The organism is Bacillus sp. JJ783, assembly GCF_036963225.1.
GTDB classification, from domain to species: Bacteria; Bacillota; Bacilli; order Bacillales; family Bacillaceae_G; genus Bacillus_A; species Bacillus_A cereus_U.
Genome location: NZ_JBALMG010000076.1, coordinates 1 through 18,653, shown reverse-complemented (window position 1 = coordinate 18,653; position 18,653 = coordinate 1). Strand labels below are relative to the sequence as shown.

The window sequence follows — 18,653 nt, the reverse complement described above, 5'->3', positions numbered from 1 at the left end:
GAGGTCACTTCATTGAATCGCCTTAAAGAGAAGTTCCAAAAGGAAATTACTCCTGCTCTAATGAGCAAGTTTAACTATAAATCTGTGATGGAAGTACCGAAAATCGAAAAGATCGTAATCAACACTGGTGTTGGTGACGCGGTATCTAACTCAAAAGCTTTAGACAATGCAGTAGAAGAATTAACGCAAATCGCAGGTCAAAAACCTGTTGTAACTCGCGCTAAAAAATCAATCGCTGGTTTCCGTCTTCGTGAAGGTATGCCAATCGGTGCGAAAGTAACTTTACGCGGACAACAAATGTATGAGTTCTTCGACAAATTAGTATCAGTTTCTTTACCACGTGTACGTGATTTCCGTGGTGTTTCTAAGAAATCATTCGATGGTCGTGGGAACTACACATTAGGTGTTAAAGAGCAACTGATTTTCCCTGAGATTGATTATGATAAAGTAAGTAAAGTCCGCGGTATGGACATCGTAATCGTTACTACAGCGAAAACTGATGAAGAAGCTCGTGAACTTTTAACACAATTCGGTATGCCATTCCAAAAATAATGGAAGCCAACGCTAAGTAGAGGAGGCGAAAACGTGGCTAAAAAATCTATGATCGCGAAACAAAAGCGTACTCCTAAGTTTAAAGTACAAGAGTATACACGTTGCGAACGCTGCGGTCGTCCGCATTCTGTATACCGCAAATTTAAGCTTTGCCGTATTTGTTTCCGTGAACTTGCATATAAAGGTCAAATTCCTGGTGTTAAAAAAGCTAGTTGGTAAAACCCACAAATGGGAAGGAGGTAAAACACATGGTGATGACAGATCCAATTGCAGACATGCTTACTCGCATCCGTAATGCGAATATGGTACGTCATGAGAAATTAGAGGTTCCTGCTTCTAAAATCAAAAAAGAGATCGCTGAACTTTTAAAACGTGAAGGTTTCATTCGTGATGTAGAATACATCGGGGATAACAAACAAGGTATCCTTCGTATTTTCCTGAAATATGGTGCAAACAATGAACGTGTAATCACTGGATTAAAACGTATCAGTAAACCTGGCTTACGCGTTTACGCAAAAGCTGATGAAGTACCACGTGTACTTAACGGATTAGGTATCGCTCTTGTTTCTACATCTAAGGGAGTAATGACAGACAAAGACGCTCGTCAATTACAAACTGGTGGAGAAGTAGTAGCATACGTTTGGTAATATATATTTAAAACGAACGGAGGTGTGACCACATGTCTCGTATTGGTAAAAAGATTCTTGAAATCCCTGCAGGTGTTACTATTACAGTTGCAGAAGACAATACTGTAACAGTAAAAGGCCCTAAAGGTGAATTAACTCGTACTTTCAAAACTGATATGTCTATCAAAATTGAAGAAAATACACTAACAGTTGAGCGTCCATCTGAACAGAAGGAACACCGTGCATTACACGGTACAACTCGTGCTTTAATCGGAAACATGGTTGAAGGTGTAACTACAGGTTTTGCACGCGGACTTGAATTAGTCGGTGTTGGTTACCGTGCTCAAAAACAAGGTGATAAACTTGTTTTAAGCGTAGGTTATTCTCATCCAGTAGAAATGACTCCAGAAGCAGGACTTGAAGTTGAAGTACCTGTACCAACTAAAATCGTAATTAAAGGTATCGACAAGCAACGTGTTGGCGAATTTGCTGCTAACATCCGTGCTGTACGTGCTCCTGAACCATATAAAGGTAAAGGTATTCGTTACGAAGGCGAAGTTGTTCGTCGTAAAGAAGGTAAAACTGCTAAGTAAACCCGTTAGGTGAAAGAAAGGAGTGACAAGAATGATCACTAAAGCTGCTAAAAATGCGACTCGTAAGAAAAGACATGCACGTGTACGTGCTAAACTTACTGGTACTGCAGAACGTCCACGTTTAAACGTGTACCGTTCTAACCAACATATTTACGCTCAAGTTATTGATGATGTAAATGGTGTAACATTAGTAAGTGCATCTACTCTTGATAAAGACCTTGCTCTTAACGGTACTAGCAATACTGAAGCTGCTACGAAAGTTGGAGAATCAGTTGCTAAGCGTGCTGTAGAGAAAGGCGTTAAAGAAGTAGTATTTGATCGCGGTGGTTACTTATACCATGGCCGTGTTAAAGCTCTAGCTGAAGCTGCTCGTGAGGCTGGATTACAATTTTAATGGTCAAAGGAGGGAAAATTGATGCAACGCATTGACCCAAGTAAATTAGAACTTGAAGAACGTGTAGTTACGATAAATCGTGTCGCGAAAGTTGTTAAGGGTGGTCGTCGTTTCCGCTTTGCTGCACTAGTTGTAGTTGGCGATAAAAACGGTCATGTTGGATTCGGTACTGGTAAAGCACAAGAGGTACCAGACGCAATCCGTAAAGCTATCGAAGACGCTAAGAAAAACTTAATCGCAGTACCATTAGTTGGTACAACAATTCCACACACAATCAACGGTCATTTTGGAGCTGGTGAAGTATTCTTAAAACCTGCTGCTGAGGGTACTGGTGTTATTGCTGGTGGACCTGTTCGTGCGGTACTAGAATTAGCTGGTGTACAAGATATTCTTTCGAAATCTCTTGGTTCTAACACACCAATCAACATGATTCGCGCTACTGTGAACGGATTAAGCGAACTTAAGCGCGCTGAAGATGTTGCAAAATTACGCGGTAAATCTGTAGAAGAGCTACTAGGTTAAGGAGGGAAAACAAATGGCGAAAAAGTTAGAAATTACCCTCACTCGTAGTGTAATTGGTCGTCCACAAGATCAACGTGCGACGGTAGAAGCTTTAGGTCTTAAAAAGTTGAATTCAACTGTAGTTAAGGAAGAAACTCCTGCTATTCTTGGTATGATCAACAAAGTTTCTCACCTTATAACTGTAAAAGAAGCTTAAGGATAACTCATTAATATAAGGAGGTGCCTGGGAATGAAACTTCATGAATTAAAACCTGCAGAAGGTTCTCGTAAAGTACGTAACCGTGTCGGTCGTGGTATCGGTTCTGGTAACGGTAAAACTGCTGGTAGAGGTCATAAAGGACAAAACGCACGTTCTGGCGGCGGTGTTCGTCTTGGCTTCGAAGGTGGTCAAACTCCACTATTCCGTCGTTTACCAAAACGCGGCTTCACAAACATTAACCGTAAAGAGTTTACTATTGTAAACTTATCAACGTTAAATCGTTTTGAAGATGGTACAGAAGTAACACCTGAATTATTGCTGGAAACTGGCGTTATCAGCAAATTAAACGACGGTGTTAAAATTCTTGCAAGCGGAGCAGTAGAGAAAAAATTAACTGTTAAAGCGCACAAGTTCTCTTCAAGTGCTAAAGAAGCAATTGAAGCAGCTGGCGGATCAGTTGAGGTGATCTAATGTTTCGTACAATCTCCAACTTTATGCGCGTTGCTGAGATAAGACGTAAAATATTATTCACTTTAGCGATGTTAGTCGTATTCAGGATTGGCACGTTTATCCCAGTGCCATTTACAAATGGAGACGTACTGAAAGCACAAGATCAATTAAATGCCTTAGGTATCCTAAATACATTTGGCGGTGGCGCCTTGAAGAACTTCTCCATCTTCGCGATGGGAATCATGCCGTATATTACAGCATCCATCATCGTGCAATTATTGCAGATGGATGTTGTTCCTAAATTTTCGGAATGGTCGAAGCAAGGCGAAATGGGCCGTCGTAAACTAACGCAATTCACGCGTTACTTTACAATTGTTCTTGCGTTTATTCAGGGGTTTGGTATGTCAATCGGTTTTAACGGTATGGTAGGTGGGCAATTAATTTTGAATCCAGGTTGGAGCACTTATTTATACATTGCTACGGTACTGACTGCTGGTACTGCATTTTTAATGTGGTTAGGTGAGCAGATTACATCTAAAGGTGTAGGTAATGGTATTTCCATTCTTATCTTTGGTGGTATTGCCGCAGCGATCCCAAGTGTTATATCTCAAGTGTATCAACAACAGTTTCAAAATATCGGAGATCAATTGTTCATGAGTATCGTTAAAGTTGCATTGATTTTACTAGCTGTGCTAGCAGTTATTGTTGGTGTTATTTTCATTCAACAGGCTGTTAGAAAGATCCCAATTCAATACGCGAAGCGTGTAACAGGAGGGAATGGGAATCATGCTGGAGCACAAAACACTCATTTACCACTTAAGGTAAATAGTGCGGGTGTTATTCCAGTCATTTTTGCTGTTTCATTCTTAATTACGCCTCCAACTATTGCACAGTTCTTCCCGAAACATGATGTATCGCAGTGGATTATTGCAAACTTTAACTATTCTCACCCAGTGGGAATGATCATATATGTTGCGCTCATTGTGGCCTTCACATACTTCTATGCATTTGTTCAGGTTAATCCAGAGCAAATGTCAGAGAATCTAAACAAGCAAGGTGGATATGTTCCAGGTATTCGTCCGGGTAAGAATACAGAACAATATCTAACAAAAATCTTGTATCGTTTGACCTTTGTGGGATCAATTTTCCTAGCAGCGATTGCAATCTTACCAGTTATCTTTACGAAATTGGGAAATCTTCCTCCATCTGCACAGATTGGTGGAACGAGTATGTTAATCGTTGTCGGCGTTGCTTTAGAAACAATGAAGCAGCTAGAAAGCCAATTAGTAAAACGCCATTACAAAGGGTTTATCAAGCAGTGAGTAAGTGGGAAGAATTATCTTCCCTACATGCTCATGTACTGAGGGGGAACAAGGATGAACTTAATTTTAATGGGGCTTCCTGGTGCTGGTAAAGGTACACAAGCCGAACAGATTGTTGCCAAGTATAACATCCCTCACATCTCAACGGGAGATATGTTCCGTGCAGCTATGAAGGCTGAAACTGAACTTGGTTTACAAGCAAAATCTTTTATTGATAAAGGTGCGCTTGTTCCAGATGAAGTTACAATCGGAATTGTTCGTGAACGTTTAAGTCAAGAAGACTGTATTAAAGGATTCTTATTAGATGGTTTCCCACGAACTGTTGCACAAGCATCAGCTCTTGAAGAGATTATGAAAGATCTTGGCAAAAAAATCGACTATGTTTTAAACATTAATGTGGATTCAGGGTTATTATTAAAACGCCTTACAGGTCGTCGCATTTGTAAAGAGTGTGGTGCGACTTACCACTTAGAATTCAATCCGCCAGCAAAAGCTGATGTGTGCGATAAATGTGGTGGCGAATTATATCAACGCTCTGATGACAACGAGGAAACTGTAGCAAATCGTTTAGATGTAAATATTAAGCAAACAAAACCTTTGCTTGATTTCTACGGGGAGCTTGGTTACTTAGAAAGCATTAATGGTGAGCAAGATATCAATAAAGTATTTGCTGATATCGATGTTCTCATCGGGGGCTTAGCGTAATGATCATCTGCAAAACTCCTCGCGAGATAGAAATCATGCGAGAAGCTGGCAGGATCGTTGCTTTAACTCATCAAGAGTTGAAACAACATATTACTCCAGGAATTACAACGAAAGAGCTCAATCAAATAGCGGAAAAGACGATTCGAAAATATGGTGCTACGCCATCTTTTAAAGGATATAACGGATTTCCGGGGAGCATATGTGCTTCTGTAAATGAAGAGCTTGTACACGGGATTCCAGGGAAGCGTAAACTCGAAGAGGGCGATATCATCAGTATCGATATTGGTGCGAAATACAATGGGTACCATGGAGATTCTGCATGGACGTATCCAGTTGGAAACATTTCTGAATCTGTTCAAAAGTTACTTGATGTCACAGAAAAATCGTTGTATCTTGGTCTAGAACAAGTAAAACCAGGCGAAAGATTATCAAATATCTCACATGCGGTTCAAACCCATGCTGAAGAGAATGGATTCTCGATCGTTAGGGAGTATGTTGGTCACGGAATCGGGCAAGACTTACATGAGGACCCTCAAATCCCGCACTATGGTCCACCAAATAGAGGCCCTAGATTAAAGCCGGGAATGGTCATCTGTGTTGAGCCGATGGTGAATCAAGGAAGACGATATGTAAAAACACTATCTGATGACTGGACAGTGGTAACGGTAGATGGTAAATGGTGTGCCCACTTTGAGCACACGATTGCTCTTACAGAAGCAGGATACGAAATCCTTACCACTTTATAAGTAGCTGGCTCTCCGGGATTTCAGAGCAGTGTAAAATGTTACTGATTTGAAGAAGGGAGAACTATTGAATGGCTAAAGATGATGTAATTGAAGTCGAAGGTACCGTTCTTGAAACGTTGCCAAATGCTATGTTCAAAGTAGAATTAGAGAATGGGCATGTCGTATTGGCTCACGTTTCTGGTAAAATCCGTATGAACTTCATTCGTATTTTACCAGGAGACAAAGTTACGGTAGAATTATCTCCGTACGATTTAAATCGTGGTCGTATTACGTACCGTTTTAAATAATATAGCACTCCGTAATCTTTAAGGAGGTTCGAGACATGAAAGTAAGACCGTCAGTTAAACCAATCTGCGAAAAATGTAAAGTTATTCGTAGACGTGGAAAAGTAATGGTTATTTGTGAAAACCCTAAACATAAACAAAAACAAGGTTAATCAGAAGGAGGTGCATTCAGAATGGCACGTATCGCAGGTGTAGATATTCCTCGTGACAAGCGCGTTGTTATTTCTTTAACTTACGTATTCGGCATTGGTCGCACAACTGCTGAAAAAATTCTTACAGAAGCTGGTATTTCTTCGGAAACACGAGTTCGTGATTTATCGGAAGATGAATTAGGACGTATCCGTGATATCATCGATCGTATTAAAGTTGAGGGAGACCTTCGTCGTGAAGTATCTCTTAACATTAAACGTCTAATGGAGATCGGTTCTTACCGTGGTCTTCGTCACCGTCGTGGTTTACCAGTTCGTGGTCAAAACTCTAAAAACAATGCTCGTACGCGTAAAGGTCCACGTCGTACAGTAGCAAATAAAAAGAAATAATAAGTAAAGGAGGTTGAACTAACAATGGCACGTAAAACAAACACTCGTAAAAAACGTGTGAAAAAGAATATTGAAGCTGGTATAGCTCATATTCGTTCTACTTTCAACAACACAATCGTAACACTTACAGATACTCACGGTAACGCACTTTCTTGGTCTAGTGCTGGTGCACTTGGTTTCCGTGGATCTCGTAAATCTACTCCATTCGCTGCGCAAATGGCTGCTGAAGCTGCTTCTAAAGTTGCAATGGAGCATGGTTTAAAAACTTTAGAGGTTACTGTTAAAGGTCCTGGTGCTGGTCGTGAAGCTGCAATTCGTGCTCTTCAAGCGGCAGGTCTAGAAGTAACAGCAATTAGAGATGTTACTCCAGTTCCTCATAATGGATGTCGTCCACCAAAACGTCGTCGTGTGTAATTTTTCTGTATAGAATTTTCCCTTTTGTCTATAATGGATATGATGCATTATCGAGAAATTTCGTACAGAAACATCGCTTGTTGTGCACAATCGGGAACTGCCTAAGGGGGACTTTCGGTTAAACAGAGGTTTTTCCTTTGTTTAACCGGGGTTTCGACGTTTTGAAGGAGGGTTTAGTTAATGATTGAAATCGAAAAACCGAAAATCGAAACGGTTGAACTTAACGAAGATGCTAAGTATGGCAAATTCGTGATTGAACCGCTTGAGCGTGGATATGGTACTACTTTGGGTAACTCCTTACGTCGTATTCTTTTATCCTCACTCCCTGGTGCCGCTGTAACTGCTATCCAAATCGATGGCGTTTTACACGAATTTTCAACAGTAGAGGGCGTAGTAGAAGATGTTACTACGATGATCTTAAACTTGAAAAAGTTAGCTCTTAAAATCTACTCTGAAGAAGAGAAGACGTTGGAAATCGATGTACAGGGCGAAGGTATTGTCACAGCTGCTGATATTACTCACGATAGTGATGTTGAAATCTTAAATCCAGATTTACACATTGCGACGTTAGCAAAAAATGCGCATTTCCGCATGCGTTTAACTGCAAAGCGTGGCCGTGGGTATACGCCAGCTGATGCAAATAAAAGCGAAGATCAACCAATAGGAGTAATTCCTATTGATTCTATTTATACTCCAGTATCACGTGTGACTTACCAAGTGGAAAAGACACGTGTCGGACAAGTGGCTAATTATGATAAGCTTACGCTTGATGTATGGACGGATGGAAGCATCGGGCCAAAAGAAGCTATCTCTTTAGGTGCCAAAATCTTAACTGAGCATTTAAATATCTTTGTTGGTTTAACTGATGAAGCACAAAATGCTGAGATTATGGTCGAGAAGGAAGAAGATCAAAAAGAAAAAGTTCTTGAGATGACTATCGAAGAACTAGATCTTTCTGTTCGTTCTTATAATTGCCTAAAACGTGCAGGAATTAATACTGTACAAGAGCTTGCGAACAAAACAGAAGAAGATATGATGAAAGTTCGTAACTTAGGACGTAAATCCTTAGAAGAAGTTAAACATAAACTTGAGGAATTAGGTTTAGGTTTACGTAAAGACGACTGAGGATTTAAACCCATCAACAAAGGAGGGAACTACGAATGGCATACAGAAAATTAGGCCGTACAAGTGCGCAACGTAAAGCTATGTTACGTGATTTAGCTACTGATTTAATTATCAACGAGCGCATCCAAACGACAGAAACTCGTGCAAAAGAACTTCGTTCTGTAGTGGAAAAAATGATCACTTTAGGTAAACGCGGAGATCTTCATGCTCGTCGTCAAGCAGCAGCTTTCATCCGTAATGAGGTTGCTAACGCTGAGACTGGTCAAGATGCACTTCAAAAATTATTCGCTGATGTAGCTCCACGCTATGCTGAGCGCCAAGGCGGATACACTCGTATTGCAAAAATTGGTCCACGTCGCGGAGACGCAGCACCAATGGTAATTATCGAGCTAGTATAATGATAATTAAAAGGGCAAGACAGTTCTTTTCAAGTAACTGGTCATGGCCCTTTTTTTTTAAATATAGAAAAACGGGCTAACTTGGCGAAAGAAAGGGTGCCTTGTATTGAAAAAAGAGAAACTTCGGACAGAAAATATATCATTTCAATATCCTGGGGCAGCCTCTTATGCATTAAAAGATGTTTCATTTTCCTTATATGAAGGAGAATGGGTATCTGTCATTGGACAAAACGGTTCAGGGAAGTCTACACTTGCAAAGTTATTGAATGGTTTGTTTTTGCCGGAATCAGGGACAATTACTGTAAATGATACAATGGTTTTATCTGAGGAAACAGTATGGGATGTTCGAAAGCAAATTGGGATGGTATTTCAAAATCCAGATAATCAATTTGTTGGAACAACGGTACAAGATGACGTTGTATTTGGCTTAGAGAATATCGGAATGCCAAGAGAGCTGATGATAGAAAGACTAGAGCAGGCTCTGCAACTTGTTCGTATGGAAGATTTTCTAAATGAAGAACCTCATTCGTTATCTGGCGGACAAAAGCAGAGGGTGGCAATAGCAGGTGTTTTGGCACTTCAGCCATCTATTTTAATACTAGATGAAGCAACTTCAATGTTAGACCCTCAAGGTAGACGTGAAGTAATAGAAACAGTTAGAAAACTTGTTAATCAAAAGGGTATCACTGTGTTATCAATTACACATGATTTAGAAGAAGCTGCACAGTCAGACCGTATTATTATTTTAAATAAGGGAGAAATATTAGAGGAAGGGACACCAACGCAAATTTTTAAATCCTCTCATATGCTCCAAGAAATTGGATTAGATGTACCTTTTTCGGTGAAAATAGCAGAATTATTAAAAAGAAATGAAATTCTCTTACAAAATACGCATCTTACAATGGAAAGCTTGGTGAACGAACTTTGGAGATTACATTCCAAAAAGTAGAACATCGTTATCAATATAAAACTCCATTTGAAAGACGCGCACTTTATGATGTAGACGTGTCGTTTCCAAGTGGGGGCTATTATGCCATTATCGGTCATACTGGTTCAGGCAAGTCAACGATGATTCAACATTTAAATGGTTTATTGCAGCCGACAAATGGTACGGTTCAAATTGGTGAACATTTAATTTCAGCAGGAAAGAAAGAGAAGAAACTTAAGCCGCTACGAAAAAAAGTAGGGGTTGTCTTTCAGTTTCCAGAACATCAACTATTTGAAGAAACAGTTGAAAAGGACATTTGTTTTGGGCCCACTAATTTTGGTGTATCTGAAGAAGAGGCAAAACAAAAGGCGAAAGATGCAATCCAGCTTGTTGGATTGGACATAGAGTTATTAGCGCGTTCTCCGTTTGAATTAAGTGGTGGGCAAATGAGGCGTGTTGCAATAGCGGGCGTACTTGCGATGGAACCCGAAGTGCTTGTATTAGATGAACCTACAGCAGGGCTTGATCCGAAAGGACAGCACGAGCTCATGGAGATGTTTTACAATTTGCATAAGGAACAGGGGCTTACAGTCATTCTTGTTACCCATAATATGGAGGATGCCGCTAAGTATGCAGATCAAATAGTGGTCATGCATAAAGGAACGGTCTTTTTGCAAGGAAGAGCAGAGGAAGTATTTTCACATGCTGATGAATTAGAACAAATCGGTGTGGATCTTCCAATGTCTTTAAAGTATAAACGTGCAATTGAAGAGAAGTTTGGTATTTCAATTTCGAAAGCTACCTTATCTTTAGAGGATCTTACTCATGAAGTTGTACAGGTGTTACGAAAAGGTGGTCATGAATCATGCAGCAGTTGATTATTGGGAGATACATTCCAGGTCAGTCACTCATTCATCAACTTGATCCTCGTACGAAGCTGTTGATTGTCTTTTTATATGTATTTGTTGTTTTCTTAGCAAATAATGCGATTTCATATGGATTTTTATTTTTATATGCACTCATTGCTTTATTTTTTGCAAAAGTGCCGATTCGTTATGTACTTTCGGGCTTAAAACCAATTTTATGGATTTTTCTTTTTACATTTTTCCTGCATATTTTTACAAATAAAGAAGGGGAAGTACTATTCCAGCTTGGTTGGTTTTCGATACATGAAAAAGGATTAGAGCAAGGAATCTACATTTCTATACGATTTTTCGTTATTATTTTAATGACGACATTATTAACGTTAACAACGACACCGATTGAGATTACAGACGGTTTAGAGACGTTATTAAAGCCGTTGAAGCGTATGAAAGTTCCTGTTCATGAAATCGCATTAATGATGTCAATTTCTCTTCGATTTATCCCCACATTAATGGATGAAACGAGTAAAATCATGAAAGCGCAGGCGTCACGTGGTATCGATTTTGCTGGGGGACCGATAAAAGATAGGATGAAAGCTATTATCTCACTACTCGTTCCACTATTTATCAGTGCTTTTAAGCGTGCAGAGGACTTAGCGATTGCGATGGAAGCTCGTGGATATCAAAGTGGCGAAGGACGTACTAAATTTAGGCAACTACGCTGGAAAATAAGTGATACAGTAACAATTGTAAGCTTACTTTGTTTAGCTTGTATTTTGGCATGGGTGCGGTCGTAATGGAGAATAGAGAAATGGAAAGAATAAAATGTACAGTTGCATATGATGGCATTCATTTTTGTGGTTACCAAATTCAACCACAGCATCGTACTGTTCAACAAGAAATAGAGAAAGCATTGCAGAAGTTGCATAAAGGAGAACTTGTTCGTGTGCAGGCATCAGGCAGAACGGATTCTACCGTTCACGCCAAAGGGCAAGTGATACACTTTGATACACATTTGTCTCTTGAAGAGTGGCAATGGAGTAATGCTTTAAATACAATGTTGCCAGATGATATTATTATTAGGCAGGTAGAGAAGAAAACAGAAGAATTTCATGCACGTTACGGTGTCGAGAAAAAAGAATATCGCTATCGTGTATTATTATCAAAGACTGCGGATGTATTCCGTAGAAATTATGTATATCAATATCCATATCCGCTCGAAATAGATTCTATAAGAAAAGCGATTCCTTATTTTATTGGAACGCATGACTTTACTTCTTTTTGTTCGGCAAAAACTGACAAAAAAGATAAAGTGCGAACAATTTATGAAATCGAATTAATTGAGCAAGACGATGAATTAATTTTTCGTTTTGTAGGTAATGGATTTTTATATAATATGGTCAGAATTATTGTTGGTACGTTACTTAGCATAGGGCAAGGAAAGCTTGATCCTGATAGCATTCCAGAGATTTTAGCGAAACAAAATCGCCAGTTTGCTGGAAAGATGGCTCCAGGTCATGGACTTTACTTATGGCAGGTAAACTATAACAACTAATCCTGGTGTAACATTTGCTTGACATTAGAAACTCAAAAGTATATCATAACATATGGTATTGTTTCTAAAACCACGATTAGCCCCGGAAGGAAATCGTGTTTAAGATAAACAATAGATTTTTTCTATGGAAAAGATAACGAGGAGGGAAACACATGCGTACGACTTTTATGGCAAAGGCTAACGAAGTTGAGCGTAAATGGTATGTGGTTGATGCTGAAGGTCAAACTTTAGGTCGCCTATCTACTGAAGTAGCATCCATTTTACGTGGTAAAAACAAACCTACATTTACACCACACGTTGACACGGGTGATCATGTAATTATTATTAACGCTGAGAAAATTCATTTAACAGGTAATAAATTAAACGATAAAATTTACTACCGTCACACTAACCACCCAGGTGGACTTAAGCAAAGAACAGCTCTAGAAATGCGTACAAACTACCCTGTACAAATGTTAGAGCTTGCAATTAAAGGGATGCTTCCAAAAGGACGTTTAGGACGTCAAGTATCTAAGAAATTAAACGTGTATGCTGGAGCAGAGCATCCACACCAAGCACAAAAACCAGAAGTTTACGAACTTCGCGGATAATTAATTAAAGGAGGGCTTACTTTGGCACAGGTTCAATACTATGGCACTGGACGTCGTAAGAGTTCAGTAGCGCGCGTACGCCTAGTTCCAGGCGAAGGACGCGTTATCATTAACGGTCGTGATTTTGAAAACTATATCCCATTTGCTGCATTACGTGAAGTAGTGAAACAACCTCTAGTTGCAACAGAAACTTTAGGTAACTACGATGTACTTGTAAACGTAAATGGTGGTGGATACACTGGTCAAGCTGGTGCTATTCGTCACGGTATTTCTCGCGCTTTATTAAAAGCTGATCCAGAATACCGTCTAACACTAAAACGTGCAGGTCTATTAACTCGTGACGCACGTATGAAAGAGCGTAAAAAATACGGTCTTAAAGGCGCACGTCGTGCACCTCAGTTCTCAAAACGTTAATTTTTGCGAACTTCAAACCCCAACCATTTTGGTTGGGGTTTTTTTATGTTTAATTCTTCTTTTGTAATTTTTGTAGCTTGGAATATTTTAGTGCTACCGTCCTGCGTATGCTTCTTCTTTAGAAGCTTAGACTAATACGTATTAGGGAGGTTTATAAGTATTATGAATGTCATTGTCAGCTTACAAGAAAAACAAAAAGAAAAGCAGTTAAAATACGAGCGGAAGATGCTGCGAGAATTATCATTAAAAACATTGCGTTCAAATATTCGTGATGCCTTTCAGATGCAAGAACTTCATCGTCAGTATGAAGATTATTGTATTGAATTAGGGATAGAATCTTATTTATTAGGAGCGAGATACAGTAAATTTGGTTATCATGGTGAATCATTCTTTGATGTGAAATATAGGGCTTTAGAAGAAGAGCAACAATTAACTGAAACATTATTTCAATTTTTAACGAGTATGACTATACGTGAAATTAAGTTGCAAGACGAGGAATTGCTTTTTGAATCTTGCCAGCAGTTTATCGGCTTGTGGTGGCAGGAAGGGTATGAAAAAGGCGAAAGAAGATATCGATTAAAGCTACACTAAGACAAGCATAAACTTTCCTCTTGTCCCATATAAGTAATTAGAGGGACTAGCTGGAGGAGGAAAGGTATGAAGAGAATTCGAATTATCTCTTTTGCGCTCGCTGCGGTTGTTTTGTTTTTTTTAGTTAAACAAGAATTTCAAATTACAAAATCGTGGCGAGCTTGGAATTTACCCTTATCAGGGAAAGTGATTGTACTAGATGCTGGGCATGGTGGGCCAGACGGAGGGGCTGTTGGTGGAAAGGATATTGTAGAAAAAGATATTACGCTTGAGATTACAAAAAAGGTACAAGATTATTTACAAGAACAAGGTGCTTTAGTTATTTTAACGCGTGAAGGAGATTATGATTTAGCTAATAAAGATACAAAGTCATATAGTAGACGTAAAGCAGAGGATTTAAAAAAGCGTGTTGAGATCATTAATAAGCCTGATGTAGACTTTTTTGCGAGTATTCATTTAAATGCCCTAACTAGTAGTGGGTCTAAGGGCGCACAAACGTTCTACTACCGTTCTTCGATTGAAAACGAACGGGCTGCGAAATTTATACAAGCTGAATTGAGAACAAGCTTAGAAAATACGAATCGTTCTGCTAAAACAATTCCTCACGTGTATTTATTGAAGTATGCCAAAAAACCAGGTGCTTTAATTGAGGCTGGCTTTTTATCGAACGTGAATGAAAGATATATGTTAAATTCGGAGAAATACCAGCAAAAAGTAGCGGCTGCAATATATCGTGGTATATTACGTTATTTTACGGAAAAAGGAAATCCTCCAGAATAAGGAGGATTTTTCGAGTTTCTCTCGTTAACGAAGTTTTCCGAAAATATGTTATACTGGAAATGTAAACGCATTTATTTCAAAAATAAAGAGAGATAAATTTAATTAACATTACGTTATTTTTCATACAGGGGGCTGGGCTAATTATGGTAACAAAAGAGCAGGTAGTGGAAGCATTGGAAGGGATTGTAGATCCGTTTATACATAAAACGTTAAAAGAAACAAATGCAATTAAAGAGGTAACAGTCAAGCCTGAGAAGGAACATGTAAGTGTTAAAATTGCGATTGTAAAGACAGGTACAGCGGAACAAATGCAGTTGCAGTCTGGAATTGTAAAGTTAGTAAAAGAACTTGGAGCAACAACAGTTGGACTTCGTTTTGCAGAATTTACAGAAGAGGAACTAGCCCAGTTTGCACCACCGCAAGAGGAAGAGAAAAGTGAATCCTTATTATCACCGAACTCAAATACAACATTTTTAGCGGTAGCAAGTGGAAAAGGTGGAGTAGGGAAATCGACTGTTTCAGTTAACCTTGCAATTGCTTTAGCTCGTTTAGGAAAAAAGGTTGGTATCATTGATGCGGATATTTATGGTTTTAGTGTACCGGATATGATGGGTATAGAAAAACGCCCAATCGTAAGAGGTGATAAGATAATACCAGTGGAGCGTCTAGGCGTGAAAGTAATCTCAATGGGATTCTTTGTAGAAGATAACGCACCTGTTATTTGGAGAGGACCGATGCTTGGGAAAATGTTAAATCACTTTTTCACAGAAGTAGAATGGGGTGATTTAGATTACTTAGTATTGGATCTACCACCAGGTACGGGTGATGTTGCTCTAGATGTGCATTCGATGTTGCCGGCTTGTAAAGAGATTATTGTAACAACGCCGCATCCAACAGCGGCATTTGTAGCAGCGCGCGCTGGAGCCATGGCTTTACGTACAGAACACAGCATTCTTGGTGTTGTTGAAAATATGGCGTATTTTGAAAGTAAAGCAACTGGTGAAAAAGAGTATGTGTTTGGAAGAGGTGGAGGAGATAAATTAGCTACGGAACTCCAAACGGATGTACTTGGTCGAATTCCACTTCAACAACCTGATTGGAATAAAGAGGACTTTGCGCCGTCGGTATATGAAGATACACATACAACGGGTCTTATTTATCGTAAGATAGCTGAGACAGTTATTGATAAAACAGCTGTTATACAAAAATAAAGTAGTAATGAGTGGACAATATATACGTTGTCCACTCATTACTATAATTTTTATTGTTGTTCTTTGTTCCCATCTTGAGAACCACCTTCACCGCCTGCGCCTTTCTTATCAGACCCACCTTTTTCAGCTTTTTGTACACCTTTACTAATGATGTCAATCATCTTAGCTTGGAAGAGTGGACTTTCGGCAGTTTCGGTTAGTACTTGCTGTAAATATTGACGATATTCTTTACTCTTCATTGTTTGTAACATAATTTTCTCTACTTCAGGATTTTTCATAATCTCTATAACACCTGATTGGTATTCAGGGTCTTTTAGTAAAGTTTTCATTAATTTTGTTTGTTCTTTTCCCATGCTTTTAGCAAATTTCGATGAGAAATCAGGGTCTTTAAAGAGCTTTTCCCAGAATTGTTGCCCTTTTTCAGATACCATCGCATCTTCAATCGTTTTCTTTACTACTGTTTCATCTAATATGAGGGCTTGTTTCATTTTTTCATCAGTTAATACATCTTGGATTGCCTTTTTTCCTTGGTCGGTTTTTAAAATATCAACAATCATTTTTTTTGTTTGATCATAATCAAGTTCGGATTTTGCTTCTTTTTCTTGTGCACATGCCACTAGTGCCATAAATAGAAAAGAAGAAATCAAAACGAGCAGCATCCGTTTCATAAGTTGGAGCTCCTTTCAGCACAGTTCTCTTTTTTTAATATAAATCTCTTTAAGGAATTTATACATTAACATGGCTAGCTTTTTGAAATTGTCATTGATACAATTTAATTAGAAATATAAGAATAATGGGGGATGTGTTGTGAATAGCCGCAAGTGGGTACGACTATTTTTTACGACGTTGTTTCTTGGTGGGATTAGCACGGTCTTTATTGGTTTTGTTTTAGAGTGGGACAAGTACGCTAAATTTTTTCAAAATTTCGACGGAAAGGAGATTCTAGCAGTTTCTTTCTGGTTGATGGGCGTAGGATTTATTTTTAGTGTTATAAGTCAAATGGGGTTCTTTGCATATTTAACGATTCATCGTTTTGGATTAGGGATGTTTCGGTCATCTTCTTTATGGAATGCAGTGCAACTGTTCTTTATTGCGTTCGTATTGTTTGATTTCGTTTATTTAAGGTCAGTACTTATTGCAAATGGGGAAGTTTCGTTAGGGAATAACATACTTGTTGCTGGGATGTTAATTGTGTTTGGGGCAATTGTCGCTTACATAAAGAGTAAAGAAACGAATAAAAAAGCATTTGTTCCCGCTTTGTTCTTTATGGTTGTTGTAACAATTCTTGAATGGGTACCAGCGCTCCGGATTAATGATACAGATTGGTTATATTTAATGGTGATACCACTTCTATTATGTAATGCATATCAGTTACTTGTATTGCATCGTTTAATTGGACAAAAGAGTAAGTCAGCTTAATGAGAAGAGAATGGGTTTTTAATTAACCAGATTCTTATCGTCTGTAAACACTAGGATAAAAAAAGCTCCGCTATCTTAACGAAAGATAGCGGAGCTTTTTATGTGTGAAGAACCGTGTGGAAAGGGACTACTTAATATCTTCGCTTTTTGTACTTGTGTTGGAAATAAGTTGCGATACAGATGTTTGTTCATATCCGTCGCTCTTTAATTTTTGTAAGAGTAATGGTAAAGCTTTATTTGTTTGAAGGGCAGAATCAGAAGCATGTAATAAGACAATATCTCCACCCTTTAAATTGCTAGAGACTGTGGAAACGATTTTATTTACGCCGGGATTTTTCCAGTCATTTGAATTGTTACTCCAATGAACGATGGTGTATCCGAGTGATTCCGCTATTTTAAGAGTCGTTTTGTTAAAGTCGCCACTAGGTGGACGTAATAGCTTGACTTGTTTTACGCCAAGTTTTGTAAAAACATCTTGTGCCCGTAAAAGATCTCGTCGTATTTCATTTGCTTCTAGTGAAGTGTAGGACGTGTAATTATAACCCATACTACCAATCTCATGTCCATCTTTCATGATGCGTTCGACAATATCAGGGTGTCTTTCAGCCCATGCAGCAGAGAGAAAGAAGGTTGCATTCTTAATTTCTCTTTCTTTGAGTGTATTAAGGATTGGAATAGCTTTTTGGTCTCCCCAACTAATGTCAAACGTGAATGCAACTTGTTTTTTGGCAGTGTCCCCTTTGTAAATCACTTTAGGGCCAGTAGCAGTTGAAAAAGCAGATTCATGTGAATATGTTTTTAAAAAGAGTAGCCATGCTGTAAATAAGGAAAGTACGACTATTAAGCTAATGTGTTTAAATGTCCTTTTACTCGTAATAAAAAAGAAAAACATAATATTACGCCCCTTTGTCCAATCCTTTTCAGTTACATATATGCTTTAAATTAAAAAAAGAGAACCAGGGATTAACATCGTAAGTGGTGGATATAATGAGTGATAGAATTTTGTTTTTTGATGATGCAGTCTTGATAATTGAAAATGAGTGCGGTGTTTATCGGTACACGTAAGGAGTTATTGGGGTGATAATTTGCTTGGGATTATGTTGACGAAGGAAGAGAAAAAAGAAATGGAATACATACTGAAGAGAGAATTAGAGGAACTTTTATTTGATTTTGAAGATGAGCGTATACATAGCGTTGTAAAAAAGGCGATGGAAGAAAGGTATAAAATCATTTTTTGTTTATTTCGGAGAGTTGCTAATAGGGAAGAATGTATTCGTTATGTAAGAAAAAGAATTTTTTATTAAAAAGTATTGACGTTAAGAGTAAGTATATGATAAATTAATAAACGTCGCTGATGCAGAAACGCAGAAAACGACAAAAAAGAAATTAAAAAACTTAGTTGACATAGAAAAATGAAGATGTTAACATAAGGA

30 protein-coding genes are annotated in these 18,653 nt (G+C 38.5%); 28 read left to right on the top strand and 2 right to left on the bottom strand.

From position 1 onward, the window contains the following. Positions 1-12: 12 nt before the first annotated feature. The 26 genes from rplE to V7038_RS16715 all read left to right on the top strand — a co-directional run bounded on the left by rplE (position 13) and on the right by V7038_RS16715 (position 15,801). Positions 13-552, top strand: a complete 540-nt coding sequence (rplE, locus tag V7038_RS16840; protein WP_002091528.1) for a 50S ribosomal protein L5 — start codon at positions 13-15, stop codon at positions 550-552. 33 nt (positions 553-585) lie between these two features. Beyond that, a complete protein-coding gene (gene rpsN / locus V7038_RS16835; RefSeq protein ID WP_001085700.1) occupies positions 586-771 on the top strand; it encodes a 30S ribosomal protein S14 in 186 nt (61 codons plus the stop codon). Between the two features lie 29 nt (positions 772-800). Next, positions 801-1,199 carry a 30S ribosomal protein S8 gene (gene rpsH / locus V7038_RS16830; protein ID WP_002009764.1) on the top strand — a complete coding sequence of 133 codons (399 nt, stop codon included), beginning with the start codon at positions 801-803 and terminating at the stop codon, positions 1,197-1,199. Between the two features lie 32 nt (positions 1,200-1,231). Beyond that, positions 1,232-1,771: a 50S ribosomal protein L6 gene (gene rplF, locus V7038_RS16825; protein WP_002063425.1), complete on the top strand. Its 540-nt coding sequence runs from the start codon at positions 1,232-1,234 to the stop codon at positions 1,769-1,771. 31 nt (positions 1,772-1,802) lie between these two features. Next, entirely contained in the window at positions 1,803-2,165 is a 363-nt protein-coding gene (gene rplR / locus V7038_RS16820) for a 50S ribosomal protein L18 (RefSeq protein ID WP_002009761.1), read from the top strand. Positions 2,166-2,186: 21 nt separating this feature from the next. Further along, the gene (gene rpsE, locus V7038_RS16815) at positions 2,187-2,687 is read left to right on the top strand and encodes a 30S ribosomal protein S5 (RefSeq protein ID WP_002009759.1); all 501 of its coding nucleotides are present in this window, start codon (positions 2,187-2,189) and stop codon (positions 2,685-2,687) included. A 13-nt stretch (positions 2,688-2,700) separates the two neighbouring features. Then, complete coding sequence (rpmD, locus tag V7038_RS16810; protein WP_001085231.1) at positions 2,701-2,883, top strand: 50S ribosomal protein L30; 183 nt, start codon at positions 2,701-2,703, stop codon at positions 2,881-2,883. 33 nt (positions 2,884-2,916) lie between these two features. Continuing rightward, entirely contained in the window at positions 2,917-3,357 is a 441-nt protein-coding gene (gene rplO / locus V7038_RS16805) for a 50S ribosomal protein L15 (protein ID WP_002009754.1), read from the top strand. Next, positions 3,357-4,658 carry a preprotein translocase subunit SecY gene (secY, locus tag V7038_RS16800; protein WP_002091534.1) on the top strand — a complete coding sequence of 434 codons (1,302 nt, stop codon included), beginning with the start codon at positions 3,357-3,359 and terminating at the stop codon, positions 4,656-4,658. The genes rplO and secY overlap by 1 nt, the downstream gene beginning before the upstream one ends. Positions 4,659-4,712: 54 nt before the next feature. Next, positions 4,713-5,363, top strand: coding sequence for an adenylate kinase (locus V7038_RS16795; protein WP_002113324.1), 651 nt, complete (start codon positions 4,713-4,715; stop codon positions 5,361-5,363). Next, the gene (gene map, locus V7038_RS16790) at positions 5,363-6,109 is read left to right on the top strand and encodes a type I methionyl aminopeptidase (protein ID WP_002091537.1); all 747 of its coding nucleotides are present in this window, start codon (positions 5,363-5,365) and stop codon (positions 6,107-6,109) included. The genes V7038_RS16795 and map overlap by 1 nt, the downstream gene beginning before the upstream one ends. 68 nt (positions 6,110-6,177) lie before the next feature. Beyond that, entirely contained in the window at positions 6,178-6,396 is a 219-nt protein-coding gene (infA, locus tag V7038_RS16785) for a translation initiation factor IF-1 (protein ID WP_001029884.1), read from the top strand. Between the two features lie 35 nt (positions 6,397-6,431). Next, complete coding sequence (rpmJ, locus tag V7038_RS16780) at positions 6,432-6,545, top strand: 50S ribosomal protein L36 (RefSeq protein WP_000868344.1); 114 nt, start codon at positions 6,432-6,434, stop codon at positions 6,543-6,545. A gap of 21 nt (positions 6,546-6,566) precedes the next feature. Then, positions 6,567-6,932: a 30S ribosomal protein S13 gene (gene rpsM, locus V7038_RS16775; protein ID WP_002009746.1), complete on the top strand. Its 366-nt coding sequence runs from the start codon at positions 6,567-6,569 to the stop codon at positions 6,930-6,932. A gap of 24 nt (positions 6,933-6,956) precedes the next feature. Next, positions 6,957-7,346, top strand: a complete 390-nt coding sequence (rpsK, locus tag V7038_RS16770; RefSeq protein WP_002009745.1) for a 30S ribosomal protein S11 — start codon at positions 6,957-6,959, stop codon at positions 7,344-7,346. 180 nt (positions 7,347-7,526) lie between these two features. Further along, the gene (locus V7038_RS16765; RefSeq protein ID WP_002009743.1) at positions 7,527-8,471 is read left to right on the top strand and encodes a DNA-directed RNA polymerase subunit alpha; all 945 of its coding nucleotides are present in this window, start codon (positions 7,527-7,529) and stop codon (positions 8,469-8,471) included. A gap of 35 nt (positions 8,472-8,506) precedes the next feature. Then, positions 8,507-8,869, top strand: coding sequence for a 50S ribosomal protein L17 (gene rplQ / locus V7038_RS16760; protein ID WP_000331490.1), 363 nt, complete (start codon positions 8,507-8,509; stop codon positions 8,867-8,869). A gap of 106 nt (positions 8,870-8,975) precedes the next feature. Further along, on the top strand, positions 8,976-9,818 hold the full coding sequence (locus V7038_RS16755) for an energy-coupling factor ABC transporter ATP-binding protein (RefSeq protein WP_002113326.1): 843 nt from the start codon (positions 8,976-8,978) through the stop codon (positions 9,816-9,818). Further along, positions 9,794-10,675 (top strand): energy-coupling factor ABC transporter ATP-binding protein, encoded by an 882-nt coding sequence (locus V7038_RS16750; protein WP_002113327.1) that lies wholly within the window; start codon positions 9,794-9,796, stop codon positions 10,673-10,675. The genes V7038_RS16755 and V7038_RS16750 overlap by 25 nt, the downstream gene beginning before the upstream one ends. Then, positions 10,663-11,457, top strand: a complete 795-nt coding sequence (locus tag V7038_RS16745; protein ID WP_002113328.1) for an energy-coupling factor transporter transmembrane component T family protein — start codon at positions 10,663-10,665, stop codon at positions 11,455-11,457. The genes V7038_RS16750 and V7038_RS16745 overlap by 13 nt, the downstream gene beginning before the upstream one ends. A 14-nt stretch (positions 11,458-11,471) precedes the next feature. Continuing rightward, positions 11,472-12,215 (top strand): tRNA pseudouridine(38-40) synthase TruA, encoded by a 744-nt coding sequence (gene truA, locus V7038_RS16740; RefSeq protein ID WP_335471035.1) that lies wholly within the window; start codon positions 11,472-11,474, stop codon positions 12,213-12,215. A 152-nt stretch (positions 12,216-12,367) separates the two neighbouring features. Continuing rightward, complete coding sequence (rplM, locus tag V7038_RS16735) at positions 12,368-12,805, top strand: 50S ribosomal protein L13 (protein WP_001260795.1); 438 nt, start codon at positions 12,368-12,370, stop codon at positions 12,803-12,805. Between the two features lie 21 nt (positions 12,806-12,826). Further along, positions 12,827-13,219, top strand: a complete 393-nt coding sequence (gene rpsI, locus V7038_RS16730; protein WP_000079986.1) for a 30S ribosomal protein S9 — start codon at positions 12,827-12,829, stop codon at positions 13,217-13,219. Positions 13,220-13,381: 162 nt separating this feature from the next. Beyond that, positions 13,382-13,810, top strand: a complete 429-nt coding sequence (locus V7038_RS16725; RefSeq protein ID WP_002113330.1) for a DUF2521 family protein — start codon at positions 13,382-13,384, stop codon at positions 13,808-13,810. Positions 13,811-13,876: 66 nt separating this feature from the next. Continuing rightward, complete coding sequence (gene cwlD, locus V7038_RS16720; RefSeq protein WP_002113331.1) at positions 13,877-14,590, top strand: N-acetylmuramoyl-L-alanine amidase CwlD; 714 nt, start codon at positions 13,877-13,879, stop codon at positions 14,588-14,590. Positions 14,591-14,733: 143 nt separating this feature from the next. Then, positions 14,734-15,801 carry an Mrp/NBP35 family ATP-binding protein gene (locus V7038_RS16715; protein WP_002113332.1) on the top strand — a complete coding sequence of 356 codons (1,068 nt, stop codon included), beginning with the start codon at positions 14,734-14,736 and terminating at the stop codon, positions 15,799-15,801. Positions 15,802-15,851: 50 nt separating this feature from the next. Here the strand turns inward: V7038_RS16715 and gerD are convergent, their stop codons facing one another. Further along, entirely contained in the window at positions 15,852-16,469 is a 618-nt protein-coding gene (gerD, locus tag V7038_RS16710; protein ID WP_002113334.1) for a spore germination protein GerD, read from the bottom strand. A gap of 139 nt (positions 16,470-16,608) precedes the next feature. Between gerD and kbaA the strand changes: the two genes are divergently transcribed. Next, complete coding sequence (gene kbaA, locus V7038_RS16705; RefSeq protein WP_335471031.1) at positions 16,609-17,220, top strand: KinB signaling pathway activation protein KbaA; 612 nt, start codon at positions 16,609-16,611, stop codon at positions 17,218-17,220. Between the two features lie 127 nt (positions 17,221-17,347). Here the strand turns inward: kbaA and pdaB are convergent, their stop codons facing one another. After that, entirely contained in the window at positions 17,348-18,112 is a 765-nt protein-coding gene (gene pdaB / locus V7038_RS16700) for a polysaccharide deacetylase family sporulation protein PdaB (protein WP_002063440.1), read from the bottom strand. Positions 18,113-18,305: 193 nt separating this feature from the next. On the opposite strand from pdaB, the gene V7038_RS16695 reads away from it, so the two are divergent. Then, entirely contained in the window at positions 18,306-18,524 is a 219-nt protein-coding gene (locus tag V7038_RS16695) for a hypothetical protein (protein WP_002139933.1), read from the top strand. Positions 18,525-18,653: the final 129 nt, after the last annotated feature.

Excerpts from the sequence above, each read along its gene's own strand:
- V7038_RS16715 (WP_002113332.1), top strand. The coding sequence starts at position 14,734 with ATGGTAACAAAAGAGCAGGTAGTGGAAGCATTGGAAGGGATTGTAGAT.
- rpmJ (WP_000868344.1), top strand. The coding sequence starts at position 6,432 with ATGAAAGTAAGACCGTCAGTTAAACCAATCTGCGAAAAATGTAAAGTT.
- rpsM (WP_002009746.1), top strand. The coding sequence starts at position 6,567 with ATGGCACGTATCGCAGGTGTAGATATTCCTCGTGACAAGCGCGTTGTT.
- rplF (WP_002063425.1), top strand. The coding sequence starts at position 1,232 with ATGTCTCGTATTGGTAAAAAGATTCTTGAAATCCCTGCAGGTGTTACT.
- gerD (WP_002113334.1), bottom strand. The coding sequence starts at position 16,469 with ATGAAACGGATGCTGCTCGTTTTGATTTCTTCTTTTCTATTTATGGCA.
- V7038_RS16745 (WP_002113328.1), top strand. The coding sequence starts at position 10,663 with ATGCAGCAGTTGATTATTGGGAGATACATTCCAGGTCAGTCACTCATT.
- infA (WP_001029884.1), top strand. The coding sequence starts at position 6,178 with ATGGCTAAAGATGATGTAATTGAAGTCGAAGGTACCGTTCTTGAAACG.
- cwlD (WP_002113331.1), top strand. The coding sequence starts at position 13,877 with ATGAAGAGAATTCGAATTATCTCTTTTGCGCTCGCTGCGGTTGTTTTG.
- rplQ (WP_000331490.1), top strand. The coding sequence starts at position 8,507 with ATGGCATACAGAAAATTAGGCCGTACAAGTGCGCAACGTAAAGCTATG.
- rplR (WP_002009761.1), top strand. The coding sequence starts at position 1,803 with ATGATCACTAAAGCTGCTAAAAATGCGACTCGTAAGAAAAGACATGCA.
- map (WP_002091537.1), top strand. The coding sequence starts at position 5,363 with ATGATCATCTGCAAAACTCCTCGCGAGATAGAAATCATGCGAGAAGCT.
- secY (WP_002091534.1), top strand. The coding sequence starts at position 3,357 with ATGTTTCGTACAATCTCCAACTTTATGCGCGTTGCTGAGATAAGACGT.
- truA (WP_335471035.1), top strand. The coding sequence starts at position 11,472 with ATGGAAAGAATAAAATGTACAGTTGCATATGATGGCATTCATTTTTGT.
- V7038_RS16765 (WP_002009743.1), top strand. The coding sequence starts at position 7,527 with ATGATTGAAATCGAAAAACCGAAAATCGAAACGGTTGAACTTAACGAA.
- pdaB (WP_002063440.1), bottom strand. The coding sequence starts at position 18,112 with ATGTTTTTCTTTTTTATTACGAGTAAAAGGACATTTAAACACATTAGC.
- rpsH (WP_002009764.1), top strand. The coding sequence starts at position 801 with ATGGTGATGACAGATCCAATTGCAGACATGCTTACTCGCATCCGTAAT.
- V7038_RS16725 (WP_002113330.1), top strand. The coding sequence starts at position 13,382 with ATGAATGTCATTGTCAGCTTACAAGAAAAACAAAAAGAAAAGCAGTTA.
- rpmD (WP_001085231.1), top strand. The coding sequence starts at position 2,701 with ATGGCGAAAAAGTTAGAAATTACCCTCACTCGTAGTGTAATTGGTCGT.
- V7038_RS16795 (WP_002113324.1), top strand. The coding sequence starts at position 4,713 with ATGAACTTAATTTTAATGGGGCTTCCTGGTGCTGGTAAAGGTACACAA.
- rplO (WP_002009754.1), top strand. The coding sequence starts at position 2,917 with ATGAAACTTCATGAATTAAAACCTGCAGAAGGTTCTCGTAAAGTACGT.
- rplM (WP_001260795.1), top strand. The coding sequence starts at position 12,368 with ATGCGTACGACTTTTATGGCAAAGGCTAACGAAGTTGAGCGTAAATGG.
- rpsK (WP_002009745.1), top strand. The coding sequence starts at position 6,957 with ATGGCACGTAAAACAAACACTCGTAAAAAACGTGTGAAAAAGAATATT.
- rpsE (WP_002009759.1), top strand. The coding sequence starts at position 2,187 with ATGCAACGCATTGACCCAAGTAAATTAGAACTTGAAGAACGTGTAGTT.